Consider the following 21,617-nt stretch of genomic DNA (forward strand, 5'->3'; position numbering starts at 1 on the left):
GGCACGATCAACGCGAGCGGGAGCGACGCGCCGCCGCGCGGTGACCGCTGCGCAGCTCGCGCACCAGCTCGTCCTTCTTCTTGCGGCTCGGGGCGGCGATGCCCTTCTCGCGCGCGAGGTTCACGAGCTCCTGCTTCGTGCGGTCCTCGAGCGAGCGACGCGGGTTGCCGGTGCCCTGCGTCGTCTTGTTGGGCGTGCGCCCTTCCTCGCGGCGCTGCTTGTTCACGGTGCGCGCGGCGATCTGCTTGGCGCGCGGGGCGGGCACGCCGCGCTCCTCCTGGCTGTCCTTGATGTGCTCGTACTTGCGCTCGTCCTTCGGGCTCCAACGCGGCATGTCGTGCCTCCTGGCCACGCGCATTCGCATCGCGCGTGCCCATGACGGAGAGGTACGAGCCGTCGCGCGCGCCGTGGATCGCGAGGCACTCCGCCCCACACGCGTCGCGACGCCCCCTCGGGTGAACGATGGGAACGAGCGCGTCTGCTAGCCTGTTCGAGGTCTCATGACCGCCCCGAAGACGAAGCGCGATCGCGAGCCGACGTTCGCCGACCTCGGGCGCGAGCTGAAGCTCCACGGCGTGGTGCTCGCGATCCTGGTGGCGGTGCTGTGGGTCGAGGAGATCGTCGACGTGTTCCTCGGCGGCGCCCTCGACGCGTTCGGCATCCGTCCGCGCGAGGTCGCGGGGCTGATCGGCATCCCGCTCTCGCCGTTCCTCCACGCAGGGTTCCCGCACCTGATCGCGAACACGGTCCCGCTGATCGTGCTCGGCTGGTTCGTGATGCTGCGGGAGACCTGGCACTTCTTCGCGGTCAGCGCCGCGGTGATCGTGCTCGGCGGGCTCGGCGTGTGGATGTTCGGCCAGACCGGCAGCGTGCACATCGGCGCGAGCGGGCTCGTGTTCGGGTGGCTCGGGTACCTGCTGCTCGGCGGGTGGTTCGAGCGACGCGTGAGCACGATCCTCGGCTCGCTCGTGGTCGCGGTGCTCTACGGCGGGCTCGTCTGGGGCGTGCTCCCGGGGACGCCCGGCGTGTCGTGGGAGGCCCATTTCTTCGGGTTCCTCGCGGGCGCGCTCATGGCGTGGGTGCTCGCGCGGCGCGAGAAGGCGGCGCGGGCGTGAAGGCCTTCGAGGAGACGGACATGGAGTCGGAGCCACACGCATGAGCCCACGCCACCGAGTCCTGATCGTGGAGGACGAGCCGACCTTGCGCTTGGCGTTGCGGCGGATCCTCGAGGAGGCGGGCGCCGAGGTGGTCGCGGTGGAGTGCGTCACCGACGCCTTCGCGCAGCTGGTGCCCGACGCGGGCATCACGATGGTGCTGAGCGATCTGCACCTGCCCGACGGGCTGGGCACCGCCGTGCTCGAGCGGGCGCGAGGGCTCGGCATCGCGCGGCGCGCGCTCTCGAGCGGCGATCGGGCGGCCCTGCGCGAGGTCGACGCGGAGCTCGCGACCGACCTGCTGACGAAGCCGGTGTCGCGCACGGTGCTCGAGGCGCTGGTGGGCGCGATCTCGCGCAGCGGCACCGCGCTGCGGCGGCCCGATCTCGGGAATCGCAGCGGCGACGGCGAGGGCTGAGCGCCCTCAGCAGCCCGCGTCGATCGTACTTGCGTCGCGTGGTATGCCCGCCGCCCATCATGGACCGCTCGCTCGTCCTCATCCTCGACTTCGGCTCGCAGTACACCCAGCTCATCGCGCGGCGCGTCCGCGAGCAGCGCGTCTACTGCGAGATCCACCCGTGCACGATCCCGCTCGCGCAGATCCGCGCGATGCAGCCGCGCGCGGTGATCCTGAGCGGCGGGCCGTCGAGCGTGTTCGAGGAAGGCGCGCCGAGCGTCGATCGCGGCGTGTTCGAGCTCGGCGTGCCGGTGCTCGGCATCTGCTACGGGATGCAGCTCTTCTGTCACCTGCTCGGCGGCGGCGTGGAGAAGGCGGCCGAGCGCGAGTACGGCCCGGCGCGCATCGAGGTGCGCAAGGCCGAGGGCCTGCTCGAGGGGTTCCAGCGCGGCGAGCACGTCGACGTGTGGATGAGCCACGGCGATCGCGTGCGCTCGCTTCCGCCCGGCTTCGAGACGCTCGCGAGCACGCCCAACGCGCCCTTCGCGGCGGCGGGCAACCTCTCGCGCCGCATCTTCGGCGTGCAGTTCCACCCCGAGGTCGTGCACACGCCGCGCGGCGTGGAGATGCTGCGCGCGTTCCTGTTCGACGTCGCGCAGCTGCCGCCCGACTGGACGCCGGGCTCGTTCGTCGAGGAGGCGATCGAGAAGATCCGCAACCAGATCGGGCCCGAGGCGCACGCGATCTGCGGGCTCTCGGGCGGCGTCGACTCGTCGGTCGCGGCGGTCCTCGTGTCACGCGCGATCGGAGATCGCCTGACGTGCATCTTCGTCGACAACGGCGTGCTCCGGAAGAACGAGGCCGCCGAGGTCGTGAAGATGTTCAAGGAGCAGGTCGCGATCGGCGATCACGGCGAGGGGCGCCTCAACCTCGTGCACGTCGACGCGAGCAAGCACTTCATGGACGCGCTGCACGGCGTCGAGGACCCCGAGCAGAAGCGCAAGATCATCGGGCGCGTGTTCATCGAGGTCTTCGAGCGCGAGGCCGCGAAGGTGAAGAACGCGACGCACCTCGTGCAGGGCACGCTCTATCCCGACGTGATCGAGAGCGTGTCGTTCAAGGGCCCGAGCGCGACGATCAAGACGCACCACAACGTCGGTGGTCTGCCCGAGCGCATGAACCTCAAGCTCTGCGAGCCGCTGCGCGAGCTCTTCAAGGACGAGGTGCGCGAGGTCGGCGCGTCGCTCGGCATGCCGCACCACGTGCTGTGGCGTCATCCGTTCCCCGGGCCCGGCCTCGCGATCCGCTGCCTCGGCGAGATCACGCAGGAGAAGCTCGACGTGCTGCGCGAAGCGGACGCGATCTTCATCGAGGAGCTGCGCGCGTCGGAGCTCTACGAGCAGGTGTGGCAGGCGTTCAGCGTGATCCTGCCCGTGCGCAGCGTCGGCGTGATGGGCGACGGGCGCACCTACGAGAACGTGCTCGCGCTGCGCGCCGTGACGTCGAAGGACGGCATGACCGCGGACTGGGCGCGCTTGCCGTACGAGTTCCTCGCGAAGGTCAGCTCGCGCATCATCAACGAGGTGCGCGGGATCAACCGCGTCGTCTACGACGTGTCGAGCAAGCCGCCGGCGACGATCGAGTGGGAGTGAGCGACCGGGCGACGAGGACGAGGCGCGGACGCGTGTCGCGATCGGGTGGCGTGATCGGCGCTGCGATGATGATGATCGCGAGCGCGTCCGTCTCGGTGGCGGCGCAGTCGCTGCCAGCGGCGTTCGAGTCGCCGTGGAGCGACGTCGCGCCGGCGATCGTGGAGGATCGCGTGGTCGCAGCCGGGCTCGGGCTGCCCGACGAGCGGCTCGGGCGGCTGAGCGCGCGACGTGCGGCGGCGCGATCGCGCGGAGAAGAGCGCGCGGAGACGGCGATCCACGCGTGGGCCGATGATGCGCTGGCGCGCGTGTCGGCGGCTCCGACCGTCGCGGCCGACGTGCATCGCGTGATCGATGCGCGCGCCGAGGTCACGCGCGTGCGTGCGCTCGCCGATGGTGGTGCGGTGGTCGAGATCGCGGTGCCGCTCGCGGCGCTGCGCGAGGTGAGCAGCGAGAGGGGACTGCCGTGGTCGCGATGAGGACGTTCGCGCTCGCGCTCGTGATCGGGATCGCGGGCTGTGGTGGCGCGCAGCGCGGCGCCGCGCCGGCGCGCGCGCGCTTCGTGATCACCCCGGACACCGCGCGCGTCTACACCGACGAGCGCTTTCTCGGCACCGGGCGCGTGCTCGACGCGCGGCCGTTCGAGACGCGCACCGGGACGCGTCGCTTCACCATCACCGCGGACGGCTACTTCCCGCACGACCTCGAGGTCGAGCTGCCCTCGGGCACGACGACGATCGAGCTCCGGCTGCGTCCGGTTCCGCGGTAGCCGGGCAAAGAGCTCGATCGTCGACGCGGAGCACGCGAGCGTCGCGTGGTCACTCGCAGAAGAAGCGCACGTCGCTGAGGTGCCCCTCGATGATCACGAAGCGCGCGCGATTCGCCGTGGTGCCCAGCCACGCATCGAGCCCCGGATAGCAGCTCACGCTCGGATCGGGGTGGTGCACCTCGGCCTCGTAGACGCCGTCGGGCATGCTGAACACCATCGCACCGCCATACGGAGCGTAGGTGTCCACGCGATCGTTGGTGGGCACTTCCGATCCGCCGAGCAGGATGTTCGTCGACGGCCCGAGATACTTGAGCCCATCGGGGATTCCGTCCGGCCCGGCGGGGCCGTTCGGGCGATTCCCGACGACGTCGGGATACGGAATCGAGAACGTGCCCGAGCCGTCGTCGGCATAGATGCGGAACGTCGCGCCGCCCGTGCCGTTGCCGTCGTAGTCGCCCGCCTCGATCACGCCGTAGCCGCGCGAGCCGACGGGGTCCTGCTCGTTCACCACGGTGAGCGCAGCATCGCCGAAACCGGGGCGAAGACCGAACCCGCACGTGAACGGGAATCGCGAGTCGACGTTCAGTCCGAGGCTCGACGCCGTGACCGACGCAGTGCCGCTGTACTCCTGCTCGAAATGGTCTTCGTACGTCGTGGTGAAGACGATCGTCGCCTGGAGGAATCCTTTTCGCGAGATCGTCTGGGCGACATCGACGTTCCGCGGCAGCCCGAGCATCGTGTAGTACCCGCTCGTGTCGGTGTACGCGCACGCGAGCTCGCGCCCATCGGCGCCGTGGAGCAGCTCGCCGTCGCTGCCCCGCGGACATACGCGGAATCCCGGCGCGGGCGCGCCCGTGCGGTTGTCGATCACGCGCTGGCGATAGACGATCACACTTCCGTCATCGATCAGGGCGGAGAGCTGCGGCAGGCTCATCCCGCTCACGGTCGAGAGATCGAGCCCGGCGATCGCGAGGCGATCGATCCAGTAGGCATCTCCGCCCACGCCCGCGACGCGCAGCATCGTGCGCGAGTCGAGCGCGGTGAAGCGCCAGCGGAGGTTCGACGGATTGCTCCACGGCGAGCAGAAGCCGACGCTGACTGCGTCGCTCCCCGCGAGATCGTTCATGCAGCCGCCGCTCGTGTTGTTCATCGCGACCACGCGCCCCACGCCGCTCGCGTCGAGCTCGAGCACGAACTGCTGCGCGGTCGAGCCGTTGCAGGCGGCGAAGCGATAATCGAGGCCCCAGAGCGAGTCGAGGCACATCGCGTACGGATTGTCCTCGGGGTGGATCGAATAGCGACGATTGCGCTCGAGCGTCTGGACGAATTTGCCGCTCGCCACGTCACGCACGAAGAAGCGCTGTCGCGGATTGGCGTCCTCGGTCGCGCCCGTGCAGCTGCGCGTCTCGCCGGGGAAGATCCCGAGGATGCTGCCGTCGAGGAAGAGCCCGGGCTCGCCGATCATCGCGAGACAGCGCCCCGACGACTCGCTCCGGATCGCGAACAGCGAGCCCGTCTGCGAGTGCGCGGAGGTCGCGACGTCACCCGTCACGTAGACCGACGAGAAGCGCTGTCCGTAGCGCGGCCAGGTGAGGCCGAGGTTCGCGAGATAGTCGTTCGCGAACACGCCATAAGGGTCCCAGGCATCGACGATCGCCTGGAAGCGTGCCAGTCGCGACGCGGTGTTCGCGCGGTGCGCCGCGTTCGCGAAGAGGGCAGTCGTGTTCTTCCCGAAGTGGAGCTGCGCGTGCGGATATCGCGCGACGATCCACGCGATCACGTCGGTGTACGGCCGCGCGTAGTCGGCGAGCTGCGCGTCGGTGAACGAATACGGCCGGAAGAACGGAAGCTCGATGTGCACGAGGCGATCACCGGGCGCGACGCCGGGACGCACCGCGTTGCTGCCGAACAGCGTGTCGTCGCGCGCCTCGTCGAACCGCACCACCGCGCCTACGAGCGGCATCGCGCGCCCGTCGCGGTCGAAGCGCTCGTCGATGTAGTTGAGGATCGCCGCCGCTTCCTCCGCGCGCACCGACACCTCGAGGTCGTATTGCGAATAACGAGGCTGCGTGTCGGGAAAGCGATCGATCGTGAGCATTCGATGCCCCGGCCCGACTGCGTCGTTCACGCGGTCACAGCCACCCGAGCCATCGGGGATGCAGATCGGGCTCGACGCCATGCGCTGGATCGCCTGGCTCTCGAAGAACGGCTCGAGGCTCGGCGTGCACGCCGAGAGCTGCGCCGAGGTCTGGAAGAAGTCGGACTCGAACGGAGTCACGTCGGGCGAGAAGAGGTGGTTCACCGCGCCCGGATGCGTCACCGGCGCAGTGGTCTCCTCGCCGCAGAATCGCACCCAACGATCGTTCGCGGGATAGAACATCAAGAACGCGTAGTCGCAGCCCGCGATCAGCGCGTCGACGTCCTCCGGGACGATGCTCTGCGTGACCGGGATCTCCTCCGAATATCCACGCAGGTTCGTGATGTCGTCGACCGCGAGACGCACTCGCGCCATCCCGCCGAGCGCGCCGAGGTTCGCACGCAGCGCACGCCACTCGTCGGGCGTCGTGTTCTGCGCGTTCTTCCGCACGATGGTTCCGTCGGGACGCACCATGTCGATCTCGAGGACGCGGCTCGCGATCGCCGACGTGCTCTGCGTGCTCGATCCGTGGATGCCCGTCGCCACGCCACCGACGACGTTGATCGCGCCGTAGCCCACGACCGTGTAGCCCAGCCACTTCCCGCGCGCGGCGAGATGATCGGTCAGCTGCGTGAAGCTCACGCCCGCCTCGACCACCACGGTGTCGCGGCCACCCCAGGGCTCGATCTCCGAAATGCCGTCGAGCGCCTCCGTGACGATCACGCCGCCGTCGGAGCAGAAGTTCCCGGCCGTCGAGTGACCGGTGCCCATGAACTTGATCCGCCGGTTCTGCGCGACCAATTCGCGCACTGCCATCTGCATCTCCGCGATCGTGCGAGGGCGGTAGATCAGGCTCTCCGGACAGCTCGAGTACTCGGAGTAGTAGCCGACTGCGCGTGTGTTCCGATCGACGCAGTCGGTCACGCAGCTCGTCGTGGACTCACCGACGTCGCACGTGCCGTTTCCACACGTGAGCGTCAGTGGCGTCACCGCGGGACAGAGCTGAGCGCGTGCTGGAAACGCGCTTCCGAGGAGGACGACCAGCGAGACACCGAACAGCCACGGGCGCATCGCACCTCCGCTATTTGCGAGATTGACTATCTGACTGGCACTCGGGCGGGCTTCGCCGCCAGCATCTCGATGCGTCGCTGGACCTCGGCGACGCGAGGCCCCAACGGGCTCTCCGCGTTCTTCGAGGCGATCCACTCGACGGCTTCGCGGACGCTCGCGAAGACGCGCTGCGGGACCGGCCTCCGCGAGGCCAGTTGGATCCCGGTGAGGATGCTGCGCACGAGCGCACCGTGGAGGCCCGACTCGGTCAGCACGATCGCCGACGCGTACGCCATCGAGTCGAACTCGTGACTGACGGTCTCGCCGTATTGGCGCACCGACGCGTCGGGGCGCGAGAACGACTCGGTCGAGAGCAGCAGGGTCAGGCCGGCGATCTGCCCGTGCGCTTCGTGGAGCCGCTTCTGGCTCGACGAGACGGCCTTCAGCACGTCGATGGTGATGCGACCGCGGTAGATCGCGACCATCAGCTCGTGGAACTCGAAGATCCCAACGTCCCCTCGATCGACGAGGGGTCGTCCGAGCTCTGGCTCGAGTGTCGCCACGCTGCGACGACGGTACACACTCTGGGACTCCGACTCCAGAGGCTGCGCGCGGATTCGTTCGCCGTCGTCAGAACGTGATCGTCGTCTGCACGAAGAGCTCGCGGCCGCTCTGGGGCACGAACAGCTGGCGGAGGTCGTCGCCGCCGGGGTAGCCGTAGCGCCAGTCGAAAAGGTTCCGCACGCCCGCGGCCCACGTCAGGTGGATCGCCGCGATCTCGCCGCTGAGGATCAGATCCGCGATCACCGGCACGTCGCCCTCGACGAGGATCGCGCTGCCGTCGGTCTCGATGCGACGACCGAGACGCGGGCCCTCGATGCGCAGGCGCGCGGCGAGCGAGAGCAGCTCGGGCACCAGCGGCGCGACGCCGCGCAGACCGACGAGGTGCTCGGGCGAGTTCGTGAGCCGTGCCTCGTCCGAGTCGCTCAGCAGATCGCCGATGCGCGTGCGCTGGAACGAGTACGTCGCGGCGACCATCCAGCCCTGCCGGAAGTCGCGCCGCACCTCGGCCTCCGCGCCGACCGTCTGCGCGATGTCCGCGCTGTTCGCGTACTGCAGCACGACATCGCCGCTGCTCGGGTCGACGACCTGATCGAGCGTCACGAGGTGATCGATGCGGTTGTAGAACGCGTTCGCGATCAGCGTGACCTCGTCGATACGCTGCGAGATCTCGAGCTCACCGCTCCAGATGCGCTCGGCGACGAGCGACTCGGGGCTGATCTGCGTCTCCCCGGCGTCGTTGTACCGGAGCTCGTAGACGCTCGGCGCGCGGAACGCGCCACCGCCGAGCAGCTTGATCGTGCCGCCGTCCCAGGGCCGGAAGATCAGCGCGGCGCGCGGCGAGACCGCGCCGTCGGCGAACGTCGACACGTAGTCGAACCGACCTCCGACGTCGATCGTGATCTCGCGGATGGGCTCGATCTGCGCGACCGCGTATCCGCCCGCGACCCAGAATCCTTCGGACCCCGAAGGATTCAGGAAGGGGTCCTCTCCGCGCACCCGTCCTTCGAGCTCCGCGAGCGCCGAGCCGCGCGCCTCCGCGCCCGCCGTGAGCCTCAGCCACTCGAGCGGCGACCACGTCGCGCGCGCCTCGCCGCCGACCCACACGCCGCGCCAGCGATCCTCGCTGACGTAGCTGGGATCGCCGGGCGCATCGCCTTCGTACGCGTAGTCGCCCTCGAACAGATAGAGGTCCGAGAACGCGCGAACGAAGAGCGAGAGCTCGCGGCCGAAGCGCGGCTCCCAGCGCAGCTCGAGGAAGCCGCGCGTGTCGACGCCGCGCGTGCGCGGATCGCCGAGGATCGTGTCGAACGCGCCCGTCGGGATGCGCTTGTCGCGGCGGTTGAACGCGAGCTCGAGCGTGAGATCGCCGACCCAGCCGCGCGCCGCGGCGTACGCGGTGTTGAGCTCGTCGGCGCGCTGCACGTCGCCGTCGGGCGCGTACTCGGCGAACGAGTAGTCGTGGCCCTGCGAGTAGATGCCCGCGGCCGACGCCCAGAAGCCCGCGTCGCGCGAGAAGCGCGTCCCGCCGCCGACGCGCGCGCGCACCATGCGCTGCGCGTCGGTCGCGATCGACGCGTGCGGCCCGAGCAGCGAGTCGCGATCGCGCGTGACCACGTTGATGACGCCGAAGAACGCGTTGGTGCCGTAGAGCGCGGAGCCCGCGCCGCGCACGAGCTCGATGCGCTCGACGTCGATCAGATCGGCGCGCGAGTCGTACCCGACGTACGAGCTGCCGAGCAGGTCGTCGTTCATCGAGTGACCGCTCGTGAGCACGAGCACGCGGTTGCCGTAGTCGCTGGGCTGCGAGAAGCCGCGGATGCCGAGCGACGAGTACGTCAGATCGTTCGTCTGGTACACGCCGCGCTGACCTGCGACCGCGTCCCAGATCGTCTGGTACCCGAACGCGCGCAGCTCCTCCTGCGGGATCAGCGACACGCTCGCGGGCGCGTCCTCGATCGACTCGGCCTCGCGCGATGCCGCGGTGATCTCCTGCAGGAGCCGCAAGCGCGCGTCGATGCGCGTCTGCTCGCGCGGGCGCACCTCGATCTCGTCCTCGTAGGGACGGAACCCCGGGCGCACCACGCGCACGGTGTGGCGACCGCTCGGGACCTCGCTCAGCACCGCGGGCGTGAAGCCCGCCGCCTCGCCGTCGATCTCGATCAGCGCGCCGCGCTCTTCCGCGTCGACGACCAGCGAGCCGGTCTCGAGCGGCAGATCGACCGACACGCGCGTCGTCTCGCGCGCGGCGACGCTCACCGGCACGCGCGTCGTCTGACGGCCCGGCGCGCTCACGACGAGCGTGTGCGCGCCCGGCGAAAGCTCGATCGTCGCGGGCACCACGCCCACCGAGGGCGACTCCTCGTCGTCGATGCGGATCTCCGCGCCCTGCGGCTCGCCGACGACGCGCGCGCTCCCGAGGATGCGCACCAGCGGCACGCTCACGACGACCTCGCCGCCGATGCTCGCGCGCACCTCCTCGGACTCCGCGGGGTCGTAGCCCTCGGCCTGCACGATCACGCGATGCGCGCCCGGCTCGACCGCGAGCGTGCGCGGCGTGCGACCGCGCGAGCCGAGATCGCGCCGATCGAGATAGACGAGCGCGCCCGGCGGATCGGTCTCGACGCGCAACAGCGCGACCCGCGGCCGGACGCGCTGCACCGCGGCCTCGGCGACGCGCCGCTCGGATTCGTCGAGCTCGCTCTCGAGGTAGTCCGCGTAGTAGCGGAACGCCTCGGGATAGCGCTCGAGCTCCTCGAAGCAGCGCGCGATGTTGAAGACGACGTTCTTGTTCGGGACGAGGCGCTGCGACTGCAGGTAGTGCTGCAGCGCGCCGCGGAAGTCGCCCCGTCGCTGCGCGTCGACGCCGAGCTCGAAGCGCACGTCGGCCTCGGTCGCGAGATCGATCTGCGTCTCGCCGCTCGACTGCGCGTGCGCGCGCGATGGGACGCACGCGAGCGCGAGCACGAGGAGCGTCGAGGAGAGCCAGGAGCCGAGAGCGAGGGATCGCGCCGAGCGCGGCGTCTTCGTCATGCGTCCTTACTGCCTTGGTGCAGGAACGATCAGCGGCGCGTCTTGATCGCGAAGTCGTCGCCGCTCGGTGCGCTGGTCGTCGCGCGATCACGATCGCGACGGCGTCGCTCCACGCGCGGCTCGGGCGTCGGCTCGACCGGAGGCGGTGCGACCACCGCGGGCGGCGGCAGCGCGGCGAGCGCCGCCGAGACGTGCACGTCCTCGGTCGACGGCCCCTGCGTCCACACGTACGGCGCGTGCCCGTCGAGCTCCACGCGGAACGTGACCGGCGCGGTCTCGAGCGCGGCGCGATCGAGCTCCACGAACGTCGGCGTGCTGCCGATCACCTCGTCGCCGCGTCGCAGCGTCGCGCCGGGCGGCGTGCTCGCGACGAAGAGCGTGAAGCGCGGCGCCGCCGGCGGATCGATCGGCGCGGGCGGCGGCGCCTCCGACGCCGCGCTCGCGGCCGGTGTCGTCGCCTCGGGCTCGCTTCCGCCGCTGCTCGCGATCGCCGCGAGGCCCGCCGCGATCGCGACGCCCGCCACGATCGCGATGCGCGCACCGCGCTGCGCGCGCGCGGGCGGAGACACCGTCTCGGGCGGCGGCGGCGCCGTCGCACCGAGCGAGAGCGAGAACGACGACGAGCCCATCGTCGCGACCTCGCCCGAGACCGTCATCGCGTGGCGCGCCTGCGCCGACCAGCCCGGGACCATCGGCGCGACCTCGTCGATCGCGCGGATGAGCTCCTCCGCGCTCGCGAAGCGCATCGCCGGGTCCTTCTGCAGGCATCGCAGCACGAGCTGCTGCACCGCGTGCGGCACCTCGATCGCGCTCGTGATCGGCGGCACCGGCTCGCTCAGGTGCGCCATGAGCGTCTGCACCGGATCGTCGCCCTCGAAGGGCACGCGACCCGAGATCATCTGGTAGAGCAGCACGCCGAGCGCGTAGAGATCGGCGCGACCATCGACCGGTCCACGGCGGATCTGCTCGGGCGCCATGTACTTCGGCGAGCCGAGGAAGTGCCCTTCCTTCGTGAGCTCCTCCGAGTCGTCGCGCATGACCTTGACGAGGCCGAAGTCGAGCACCTTCACCTGCTCGCCCTCGCCCGTCGTCACGAGCATCACGTTCGACGGCTTGAGGTCGCGGTGGACCATCTCCTGCCGGTGCGCCTCGCGGAGCGCGCGCGCGACCTCGCGCGTGATGCGCAGCGCGCGCGCGATCGCGAGCGGTCCTTCGTCGCGCAGCACCTGACCGAGGGTGGGCCCCTCGATCAGCTCCATCGCCATGAAGTACGCCTCGCGCGACGACTCCTCGAGCCGGCCGTAGTCGTACACGACGACGATGTTCGGGTGCCGCAGGCGCGCGCAGCTCGCGGCCTCGAGCAGGAAGCGCTTCTGGAACCCGGGATCGCCGCCGGTCTCGTCGAGCTCACCGGCGTCGTGGAGCGCAGAGTGCAGCACCTTGAGCGCGACGGGCCGGCCGAGCGGCACCTGCTCCGCGCGATAGATGCGGCCCATCCCGCCGCGCGCGATCACGCCGGTCACCCGATATTTCCCGCCGAGCGTCTGGCCGATCAGCCGCTCGGGATCGCGCAGCGCCGGCTCGCCTTCACGCTTGGGCGCGGCCGCGGACTCCTTCTGGTGCGCCATCGAGCGAACGACTCTAACGCGGACCCTGAGTACGGAGCGACTGAGATTTCTCATCGATCACGGCGTCGCTGGCCCCGGCGTCCAGGAGCTGGACGCGATCCGCGCGGCGATCGCGATCCGCGTCACCGCTTCGTCGCGCGAGTGCCGCCTCGATGCCGCATCCGAGCCGTGGTGAGGCCCTCCGCGCGGGGCACGAGCCTTGCGCAGGAGCGCACGCCGATGCGCACGCTCACCGCTCTCGCCGCGCTCGCAATGCTCACCGCTTGCCAGGCCGAGCTCGCCGGCGCGGGCCCGCGCGGCGACGCCGGTCTGCCACCGGGCGACGGCGGCAGCGAGCACGAGATGCCCGAGCCCGAGCCCGAGGTCTGCTTCGTGCCCGACGATCTCGGCACGTCGAGCGAGCGCCTCACGATCGGCGAGGCGGTGGGCAGCGCGTGCAGCACGAGCGTCGTGCGCGCGCTGAGCGAGCAGCTCGTGCAGGAGATCCAGTGCCTGCGCCCGGGCTCGATGGCGCGCATCGACGACATCCCGAACGTGCGCCTCGGCAGCGCGACGTTCCCGTGGATGCAGCGCCCCGCGGCCGACGCGCTGCGCGCCGCGACCTCGGGCGGAGGCACGCTCTCGCTCAACTCGACGCTGCGCACGCTGCCGCAGCAGTACCTGCTCTACCGCTGGTACCGCGCGGGCCGCTGCGGGATCTCGCTCGCGGCGGCGCCGGGTCGCAGCAACCACGAGTCCGGCCTCGCGCTCGACACGAGCGACCACGCGGCGTGGCGGAGCCGCCTCGAGGCGCGCTCGTTCCGGTGGCTCGGCGGCAGCGACCCGGTGCACTTCGAGTACGTCGGCGGCGGCACCGTCGATCTGAGCGGGCTCTCGGTGCTCGCGTTCCAGAAGCTGTGGAACCGCAATCACCCCGAGGATCTCATCGACGAGGACGGGCTCTACGGACCCCAGACCGAGGCGCGCCTCGCGCGCGCGCCGTCCGAGGGCTTCCCGATCGGCGCGCGCTGCGACGAGCCGGAGCCGGAGCCCGAGCCCGAGCCGATGCCGATGCCGATGGCGGCGCGCCTCGTGATCGACTGGCGCCTCGAGAGCGGCACGTACGTGCTCACCGCGAGCACGCCCGAGGCCACCGAGCGCGTCGAGTACACGATCGACGGCCGCGTGATCGGCACCGCGATCCGCGCGTGGGGCGCGGACTTCGCGATGGTCGCGGGCACGTGCGAGGACCACGAGACGCACGTCGTCGAGGCGATCGCGCGCGACGCGGCGAGCGCCGAGCTCGCGCGCGCCGTGGGGCTGCTCGAGGCGAGCGGCGGCACCGCGATCGCGATCCGCCCGCGCGGCGCGTCGACGTACGAGATCACGCTCGAGCGCGCGGCGTCGGAGGTCGCGGCGCTCGAGGTCGAGGTCGACGGCTTCGTCCTCACCGACGAGGTGAGCGGCGCGACGCGCAGCGAGCGCCTCGCGGTGCGCTACACGTTCACGACGCTCGGCGCGCGCACGTTCGTGCTGCGCAGCCTCGACGCGAGCGGCGGCGTGCTCGCCGAGCGCACGCTGACGTTCGAGCTTCGGTGAGCCCGTTGTGCCGGAGGGCGCTTCGCGGATAGCGTCGCGCCATGCCGACTGCATCCGATCTCGTCTACGACCACCGCACCGCCGAGCGCGCGTTCGAGCAGACACGCAGCGCACGCTCGGCCTACCTGCCCGCCGCGTTGCCGCCCCTCGACGTCGCGCTCGGCGCCTCGTTCCTGCTCGATCACGCGCGCCGCCTCCGCGAGCCCGAGCTCGCGCGCACGCTCGCGCGGATCCCCGCCGAGCTCCTCGAAGCGGATCCCGCCGCCCGGATCGAAGCCGCCGCGTGGGCGCTCTGGTTCGCGCACACGAGCTGGCTGGCCGAGCGCTCGGGCAAGACCGACGCGCGGGTCCGCGCCAGCACGCTCGAGGCCGCCACCGAGGTCAAGCGCCGCATGATGAAGGTCGCGACCTTCGCGCTCGACGATCACGCCGCCGCGACGGCCGAGCTCGCGTCGATCGCGAGCGGCAGCGGCCACGGCGATCTCGCGAGCGACCTCGCGCGGCTCGCGCGCGTCTACGACCGCCATCGCGTCGAGCTCGAGAGCGCCGGACCACGCTATCGCGCTGCCGACGCGCGCCGCGCGCGCGAGCTCTCGGCGACGATCCTGGCGGAGCTCGGCGAGGGCAGCGCCGATGCCGAGACGACGTGGCGGGAAGAGACGTCGCGTGCGTTCCAGCTCGCGGAGGAGACCTGGGACCGCGCCCGCAAGTTCCTCCACGCGATCGACTTCGAGCACGGCGAGGAGCGGTATCCGTCGGTGTGGTCGGTGCGTCCGACGCGCGCTGCGAAGCGCGCGGCAGCCGGCCCCGACGACGGCGGCGCCCCGGACGACGCGGAAAAGACCGAGTGATCTCGGTCGCGTTCATCATCTCGATGGTGCGCACCGGGCGCGCGGCCGGCGCGTCATCGAGATGATGAGCGCGGGCCCTGCCGGAGCCTCCGCGCCATCGAGATGATGGAATTCCGGGCCCCCGCGGGCCTCCCCGCCATCGAGATGATGGAATTCCGGCCCCCGCGGGCTTCCCGCCATCGAGATGATGGAATTCCGGCCCCCCGCGGGCCTCCCCGCCATCGAGCCGAAGCATCGCCGGCCGCCGCCGCCCTCCGCGCGTCGGGCGCGATCGGTGGGAGGCCGCGGGATCACTGAACGACGTGGATCAGCTCGCCGGGCGCGCCCGTCGTGACCTGCAGCGTCCCGAGTGCGGCGCGCGCGCACTGCTCGATCGCGCTGCCCGCGTGCGGCGCGCCGAGCCCGACGTTCACCGCGCCGTCCGCGCCCCACCGCGTCACCACCGCGACCGGCGCGACACCGCCGCTGCACGCGAGGATCGCCGCGCGCTGCGCCTCGATCGCGCCCCGCAGCGCGCTGTCCACCTCGGGCGCGACGCTCGCCGTCGGCTGCGCGACGACGACCACCTGCGCGGCTGCGGGCTCGGCCCACGCGCCGGCGCGCCCGCTCATCACCCACGCGCAGTCGACCTCGCCGCACACGACCGCGTAGCTCGCGCTGCGACCGCAGCCCGCGACCATGCGCTCGGTCTCGACCGGCGCCGCGATCGTCAGCGACTGCGGCGGGCACGCCATCTCCGACGACGCGCGCTCGGCGATCGTCTGCATCGCGACCCAGCGCGCGCCGCGATAGCGGCCGGCCCCGCGACCGATGATCGCGAACTCGCGGAGGTGTCCGCAGCCGCTCACCTGCCACACGCGATCGGTGAGCTGGCGGGCCTGCAACGCCGCCGCGGGGCACGCGAGCGCGCGCGACGCGACGTGGTGCAGGTTGCGTAGTCGACGCGCGTCGACCCGTGGGACCTCCGTGTACGGATCCGAGCGCCGCCGACAGCCGACGCTCGAGAGCGCGAGCACGACCGCGAAGCACGACCAGACGAGAGCGCGCATCCGTGCAGTCTATGCGGGAGTGCTCGCCCGCGCCGAGCCCGCACGGAAGCGTGCGGAAGCACGCGGACGGCAGGGATCGGAGTGGGCGAGCCGAGTCTACGCGGGAGTGCTCGCCCGCGCCGAGCCCGCACGGAAGCGTGCGGAAGCACGCGGACGGCAGGGATCGGAGTGGGCGAGCCGAGTCTACGCGGGAGTGCTCGCCCGCGCCGAGCCCGCACGGAAGCGTGCGGAGCACGCGGACGGCAGGGATCGGAGTGGGCGAGCCGAGTCTAGCGCGTGGCCGAGCCCTCCACCCACACGCCGTGGAACGTCATCGGCGCGTGATCGCGCATCCAACACCGCGCGACCGGGCCGTCGGACAGGCGCTGCGCGTCGAAGATCGCGAGGCACGTCGCGTCGCGCGAGGGCTCGTAGACCATGGTGAGCCCCCAGCCCTCGCCCTCCGCGCACGTCGCGTCGCGCGGCACGTAGACGAGCTCGCTCGGGCACGCGCCGCGCTCGAAGAGGAACACGTCGTCCGCGCCGCGCTCGAGCGCCACGCGCGCGACGCCGCGCCGGGCGCCCTTCGTCGTCGTCACGAACACGGTGCGATGACGCGCGCCCTCGCGCCGGGGATCGATCTCGGGGAACTCGCACGGCGCGTCCCACACCGGCTCGCTCCGGAACGTCTTGCGCGCCGGGTCGATCGCGACGCGATGCAGGTACGCCTTGCCCCCGGTCTGACCGCTCGCGCGCAGCCCTTCGTAGCTGTCGAAGTCGGGCCACCGCGCGATGTGCAGCACGATCTCGCCGTCCTGCTCCCACGCGCCCGCGAAGTGCCACTGGAAGAACGTCTCGACGCGGAAGCGCACGATCGCGCTGGGATCGTCGATCGGCACGACGATCACCTCGACTCCGTCCTCCGGCGTCCACCGGAAGATGTCGCTCGCGCCGCCGATCCCGAGCAGCGCCTTCACGAGCTGGAAACGCATCGGCGGCACCAGGAAGACGAGGTGCTTCTCGGTCGCCGCGAAGTCGTGCAGCAGCACGCCGTGCTCGAGCGGGATCTCGCCGAGCATCTTCGGCGCGCCGCGATCGGGCAGCACCGCGAGCTCGATCGCGTTCTTCGGCCCCCAGCGCATCCCGAAGCCGTAGATCGCCTCGCGCGCGTTCACGCGATGCGGGTGCGCGGTGAAGGAGCTCCCGAGCACGCCGAGATCGGTCTCGCCGATCGTGCTCAGATCGCGCGCGTCGATCTCGGTGGGCCACGACGACTCGACCAGCGCGAAGAGGCGCGACTGCCAGCGCATCAGCGCGGTGTTGCCGGTGTTCTTGCGGCGCCTCAGCAGCCCGTTCATCACGCGGCGCCACGGCGTCGCGCGCGACCCGTAGAGCGGCGCGCCGGCGCGCGTCTCCTCGCGATACTCCGCGCTCTCGATCACGCGCTTCGCCGCGAGCGCGCGCGCCGGCCCCTCGAGGCGCACCGAGCAGAGCGCGCCGTCCGCCTCGAACGAGTGCGCGACCTCGCGCCCGAACGAGTCGTAGAGCCCTGGCCCGACGCGATGGAGCGTGCCGCGCAGCCCGTCCGGGATGCGCCCCTCGATCTCCATCGGCTCCCAGCCGTGCTCGCGCCGCAAGCTGCGCATGTCGCCGCGAGGCGGCGGTGACTCGTGGTCGTCGTGCGCCCCCCGCACGACGCGATCGACCTGCGTCTCAGCACCCATGTCTGTGCCCATCCCCCGGGAAGATCTTGCCAGGATTCAGGACGCCGCGGGGATCGAAGACGTCCTTCACGCGCCGCTGCAGCGCGATCAGGGGCTCGGGCTGCTCGAGCGGCAGGTACGGCGCCTTGAGCACGCCGATGCCGTGCTCGCCGCTGAGCGTCCCGCCGAGCGCGATCGTCGTCTCGAAGAGCTCGCGGATCGCCTGCTGCACCGCGGGCTCCTGCTCGGCGTGATCCCAGAGCAGGTTCACGTGCAGGTTGCCGTCGCCGGCATGGCCGTACGCGGGCATGCGGATGCCGCGGCGCGCTGCGATCTCGCGGCACGTCGTGATCAGCTCGGCGAGGCGACGCCGCGGCACCACGACGTCCTCGCTCAGCTTGAACCCCGCGCTGCGACGCAGCGCGCGCGACATGTCGCGCCGCACGCGCCAGAAGCGCTCGCGCTCGCTCGTCTCGGTCGCGACCAGCGGATCGAACGGCGACACGCTCACCAGCGCGTCACCGAGCCGCGCGAGCTCGCTCTCCACGGTCTCGCTCGTGCCCTCGAGCTCGATCACCAGCAGCGCCTTCGCCGCCTCGGGGATCGCGATCGCCGACGCGCCCGCGCGCAGGATCGCGAGCGTCTCCGCGTCGAGCAGCTCGATGCAGCGCGGCACCACGCGCGCGCTCAGGGCCGCGCTCACCGCGGGCGCGATCGCGTCCTCGCGATCGAGGAACGCGAGCACCGTGATCACGCGCTCCGCGAGCGGCGCGAGCCGCAGCACCGCGCGCGTGACGAACGCGAGCGTGCCCTCGCTGCCGACGATCAGCGACGTGAGGTCGTAGCCGGTCACGCCCTTCTTGGTGCGCCGACCGAGCGGCAGGATCGTGCCCTCCGCGGTCACGACCTCGAGCCCGAGCACCCAGTCGCGCGTCGAGCCGTGCTTGAACGCGCGCGGCCCCGCCGCGTTCTCCGCGACGTTCCCGCCGATCGTGCACTGCTCCCAGGAGTTCGGATCGGGCCCCCAGAAGAGCCCCTCGCGCTCGACCGCCTCGTAGAGCGCGCCGGTCACGAGCCCGGGCTCGACCACCGCGAGCGAGTCCACACGATCGATCTCGACGATGTCGCGCATGCGATCGCACGCGAGCACGATCCCGCCGCGCACCGGCACCGCGCCGCCGGTGCGGCCGGTGCCCGCGCCCCGCGGCGTCACCGGCACTCCGTGCGCGCTCGCCTCGCGCATCACCACCGCGATCTCCTGCGCACCGCGCGCGCGGATCACCGCGTCGGGGATCGCGCCCACCGCCTCGCTCTCGTCGCGCGCGTGCGCCGCGCACACGTCGGCGTCGGTGATCACGCGATCGTCGGGCAGCGCGCGCGCGATCGCGGCGAGACAGCGGTCGACGTTCGCGCGCATCGGAGGGCGTTCTGGGCTCCTTCGTGATCCGCCGCAACCTTCCGCCTCCGAGCGCTCGCGGATAGACTGGCGCGCGATGCGCTCGCTCCGATCGTCGGTGTCACTCCTCGTCGCGTTGGTGCTCGCCGGGGGGTGCGGCGACGACGACGTCCCGTCGGTCCCGACCGACGCAGGCCCTCGCGACGCGCAGGTGCGAGACGCGGCCGGCGAGGACGGCGGCGGCGACGCCGGCGACGAGGACGGCGGCGTGCTCGAGGACGGTGCGATGCCGCTCGACGGCGGCGACGCCGATGCCGGCGTCCTGCCGTGCACCGGCGACGAGCTCACGCTCGCGGACCTCTCGGAGGAGCGCAACGAGCGCGTCGCGCTGGCGGCCGGCGCGAGCACGTGGCTCGCGGCGTGGGTCGGTCGCGTCGACACGTTCACGGAGCTCCAGTGGACGATCGTGCCCGCCACCGGCGATGCGCCCGAGCCGCGATCGACGATGCTCCGCTCGCTGCTCGGAGGCGCGGCGGCCGCGCGGCGCGGAGACGGGTTCGTCGCGGGCTACCAGGCGAACCCCGACGCGGGCTACGAGGTGTACGCGCTGCCGCTCGCGGCCGACGGCACGCCCACCGGCGCCGCGTGGCGCCTCACGACGCAGGCAGGCCGCGACGACCGCGTCGCGCTCGTCGCCAGCGACGGCGGGCTCGTCGCGTCGTGGACCGAGACCGCGCCCGGCGGTGCGTCGCGCGCGTTCCGCACGCGATGGTTCGACGCGACGGGCACGCCCCAGGGCGACGCGCGCACGCTGGCGAGCGGCGACGAGGTCCCGCTCGCGAGCGTGCTCGTGCCCGCCGAGAGCGGTCCGTACGCCGTGTGGCACCGCGAGCAGGGCACCGCGAGCCAGGTGGTCGCGGCCGCCCTCGACGCGCGCGGCGTCCCGCCCGCGGGCGGCGAGCGCGTGGTGAACGTCGAGCCGACCGCGAACGGCACGCTCGACGCGGTCACCGAGGAGGACGCCGCGGTCCTCGTGTTCGGCATCGTCGCGGGCGGCGGCGCGCCGCAGGTCCGCGTGCGCTCGATCGATCGCCTCGGGACGCTGGGGACCGAGCGCATCGTCGGCGCCGGCACCGAGCCCTCGATCGCGCGCTACGGCGGGACGTTCGCCGTCGCCTACCGCGCGCCCGGCGCCGGCGGCGCGACGCTGACGCTCGCCTTCCTCGACACCAGCCTTCAGCCGCGCGCGACCGTTCCGCTCGGCCCCGCGACCGCCGAGGGCTCGCTCGTGATGCGCGCGACCGACGACGGCCGGCTCGCCATCGCGCGCGTCGACGTGAGCGGCGGGCGCACCCGCGTGCTCCTCACGCGCGTCCAGTGCGACTGAAGGCGCAGACCACGGGCTCGCCCGCCGGGACGAGCACTCCGTAGGGAGTGAAAGATCGGCTCGCCCGCAGGTCCCTACCGTGCGCGCGCGTCGCGCGCTCCCGTCCGGGACCTGCGGGACGAGCACTCCGTGGGGGAGTGAAAAAAGTGCAGACTCTGCAACTTGGTGCGGGTGCGACCGCCACCACGCGCTCGGGATCGCGCGCGATCTCGGGATCCTCCATCGCCGGAACGTTCCTTGCTGAGCGGCATCGCCCGACCATGCGTCAGCTGCTCGCGCTCGCCCTCGTGGGCACGCTCGCGTCCTCCCTGAGCGCCTGCGGCGACGATCGCCCGCCGGTCGTGCCGCAGGACGGAGGAGCGCGCGACGCGTCGCGCGGCGACGGCGGCGGCTCCGACCTCGACGCCGCGATCCCCGACGGCGGCGGCATGGACGGCGCGCTGCCCGACGGGGCGCTGCCCGACGACGCGGGCACCCCCACCGACGCGCCGCCCGGCGACGCGATGAAGATGGACGCCGGTCCCGCCGAGCCCGACGCCGCCACCGACGGTGGCACGTGTACCGATCTGTGCCCCTGCCCGCGTCCCGCGCCCGCCTGCACCGGCGACGCGACCTGCGCCGCTGGCGAGCGCTGCATCGAGGACGTCTGCGGCACCGCGCGATGTCACCCCGCCGGCGCGCCCTGCGGCGCGCTCGCCGACTGCCCGGCCGGCTCCGCGTGCGTCGGCGGCACGTGCCAGCGTCCCGTCGCGGGATGCGTCGACAGCCGCGAGTGTCCGGCCGGATTCGAGTGCGAGGGCGGCACCTGCGTCGATCGCCGCGTCCCGTGCGTCGAGGTCGAGGACTGCCCGCGCGGCTACGTCTGCCGCATCCCGACCAGCACGCTCGGCGGCGGCTTCTGCGCGCGCGTCCATCGCCCGTGCGCGAGCGACGCCGGGTGCGCCGACTTCCCGGGCGGGCGCTGCGTCGACGTCGACCTCGACGGCTCGCTCGAGTGCTCGATCCCGAGCGCCGCGTGCGCGACCAACGCCGACTGCGATCCCGGCACCGTCTGCACCGTGTTCCCGGTGAGCCGCGCCAGCGAGTGCACGCGCTACGGCGGGCTCTGCCGCACCGCCGCCGAGTGCTCCGACGAGACGCCCGCCGAGTGCGTCGACCTCTCGGGCCAGGGCCAGCCCGAGTGCGCGCGCCCCGCCGGCACCTGCGACTCGCCCTCCGACTGCCCGCCCCGCCAGGTCTGCGCGACGTTCGATCGCGAGTCGCCGCCGCGCTGCATCGCCGGCTCTGCCATGTGAC

At 72.2% G+C, this 21,617-nt stretch carries 17 protein-coding genes; 9 read left to right on the forward strand and 8 right to left on the reverse strand.

The features are described 5' to 3' along the window. Positions 1-7: 7 nt before the first annotated feature. Complete coding sequence (locus DB32_RS32435; protein WP_053236525.1) at positions 8-334, reverse strand: hypothetical protein; 327 nt, start codon at positions 332-334, stop codon at positions 8-10. 166 nt (positions 335-500) lie between these two features. Here DB32_RS32435 and DB32_RS32440 point away from each other — a divergent pair, with 166 nt between their 5' ends. The 5 genes from DB32_RS32440 to DB32_RS32460 are packed head-to-tail and all read left to right on the forward strand — an operon-like array spanning position 501 to position 3,969. Next, positions 501-1,115 carry a rhomboid family intramembrane serine protease gene (locus tag DB32_RS32440; protein ID WP_053236526.1) on the forward strand — a complete coding sequence of 205 codons (615 nt, stop codon included), beginning with the start codon at positions 501-503 and terminating at the stop codon, positions 1,113-1,115. A 40-nt stretch (positions 1,116-1,155) separates the two neighbouring features. Further along, a complete protein-coding gene (locus DB32_RS32445; RefSeq protein WP_053236527.1) occupies positions 1,156-1,572 on the forward strand; it encodes a response regulator in 417 nt (138 codons plus the stop codon). 59 nt (positions 1,573-1,631) lie between these two features. After that, on the forward strand, positions 1,632-3,203 hold the full coding sequence (gene guaA / locus DB32_RS32450) for a glutamine-hydrolyzing GMP synthase (protein ID WP_053236528.1): 1,572 nt from the start codon (positions 1,632-1,634) through the stop codon (positions 3,201-3,203). A gap of 32 nt (positions 3,204-3,235) precedes the next feature. Continuing rightward, positions 3,236-3,679, forward strand: coding sequence for a hypothetical protein (locus DB32_RS32455; protein ID WP_157069644.1), 444 nt, complete (start codon positions 3,236-3,238; stop codon positions 3,677-3,679). After that, positions 3,676-3,969, forward strand: coding sequence for a hypothetical protein (locus tag DB32_RS32460; RefSeq protein ID WP_157069645.1), 294 nt, complete (start codon positions 3,676-3,678; stop codon positions 3,967-3,969). The genes DB32_RS32455 and DB32_RS32460 overlap by 4 nt, the downstream gene beginning before the upstream one ends. Before the next feature lie 49 nt (positions 3,970-4,018). Here DB32_RS32460 and DB32_RS32465 read toward each other — a convergent pair whose 3' ends face one another. The 4 genes from DB32_RS32465 to DB32_RS32480 form a co-directional block, all read right to left on the reverse strand. Beyond that, the gene (locus DB32_RS32465) at positions 4,019-7,096 is read right to left on the reverse strand and encodes an FAD-binding protein (RefSeq protein WP_169791628.1); all 3,078 of its coding nucleotides are present in this window, start codon (positions 7,094-7,096) and stop codon (positions 4,019-4,021) included. 107 nt (positions 7,097-7,203) lie between these two features. After that, entirely contained in the window at positions 7,204-7,641 is a 438-nt protein-coding gene (locus DB32_RS32470; protein WP_157069646.1) for a hypothetical protein, read from the reverse strand. Positions 7,642-7,786: 145 nt separating this feature from the next. Next, positions 7,787-10,750 carry a TonB-dependent receptor domain-containing protein gene (locus DB32_RS32475; RefSeq protein WP_053236533.1) on the reverse strand — a complete coding sequence of 988 codons (2,964 nt, stop codon included), beginning with the start codon at positions 10,748-10,750 and terminating at the stop codon, positions 7,787-7,789. 29 nt (positions 10,751-10,779) lie between these two features. Beyond that, a complete protein-coding gene (locus DB32_RS32480; RefSeq protein WP_053236534.1) occupies positions 10,780-12,378 on the reverse strand; it encodes a serine/threonine-protein kinase in 1,599 nt (532 codons plus the stop codon). A gap of 219 nt (positions 12,379-12,597) precedes the next feature. On the opposite strand from DB32_RS32480, the gene DB32_RS47365 reads away from it, so the two are divergent. After that, positions 12,598-13,956 carry a M15 family metallopeptidase gene (locus DB32_RS47365; protein ID WP_053236536.1) on the forward strand — a complete coding sequence of 453 codons (1,359 nt, stop codon included), beginning with the start codon at positions 12,598-12,600 and terminating at the stop codon, positions 13,954-13,956. A gap of 41 nt (positions 13,957-13,997) precedes the next feature. Further along, positions 13,998-14,807, forward strand: coding sequence for a hypothetical protein (locus DB32_RS32495; RefSeq protein ID WP_053236537.1), 810 nt, complete (start codon positions 13,998-14,000; stop codon positions 14,805-14,807). 290 nt (positions 14,808-15,097) lie between these two features. Here the strand turns inward: DB32_RS32495 and DB32_RS32500 are convergent, their stop codons facing one another. The 3 genes from DB32_RS32500 to DB32_RS32510 all read right to left on the reverse strand — a co-directional run bounded on the left by DB32_RS32500 (position 15,098) and on the right by DB32_RS32510 (position 18,955). Beyond that, a complete protein-coding gene (locus DB32_RS32500; RefSeq protein WP_053236538.1) occupies positions 15,098-15,856 on the reverse strand; it encodes a hypothetical protein in 759 nt (252 codons plus the stop codon). Between the two features lie 269 nt (positions 15,857-16,125). Continuing rightward, positions 16,126-17,559, reverse strand: a complete 1,434-nt coding sequence (locus tag DB32_RS32505; protein ID WP_053236539.1) for a carotenoid oxygenase family protein — start codon at positions 17,557-17,559, stop codon at positions 16,126-16,128. After that, positions 17,549-18,955, reverse strand: a complete 1,407-nt coding sequence (locus DB32_RS32510; RefSeq protein WP_053236540.1) for an FAD-binding oxidoreductase — start codon at positions 18,953-18,955, stop codon at positions 17,549-17,551. The genes DB32_RS32505 and DB32_RS32510 overlap by 11 nt, the downstream gene beginning before the upstream one ends. Positions 18,956-19,031: 76 nt before the next feature. On the opposite strand from DB32_RS32510, the gene DB32_RS32515 reads away from it, so the two are divergent. Further along, positions 19,032-20,321, forward strand: a complete 1,290-nt coding sequence (locus DB32_RS32515; protein ID WP_053236541.1) for a hypothetical protein — start codon at positions 19,032-19,034, stop codon at positions 20,319-20,321. 260 nt (positions 20,322-20,581) lie between these two features. Further along, positions 20,582-21,616: a hypothetical protein gene (locus DB32_RS32520; protein WP_053236542.1), complete on the forward strand. Its 1,035-nt coding sequence runs from the start codon at positions 20,582-20,584 to the stop codon at positions 21,614-21,616. Position 21,617: the final 1 nt, after the last annotated feature.

Origin of the sequence: Sandaracinus amylolyticus (assembly GCF_000737325.1) — a bacterium.
In the GTDB taxonomy this organism is placed as follows: domain Bacteria; phylum Myxococcota_A; class Polyangia; order Polyangiales; family Sandaracinaceae; genus Sandaracinus; species Sandaracinus amylolyticus.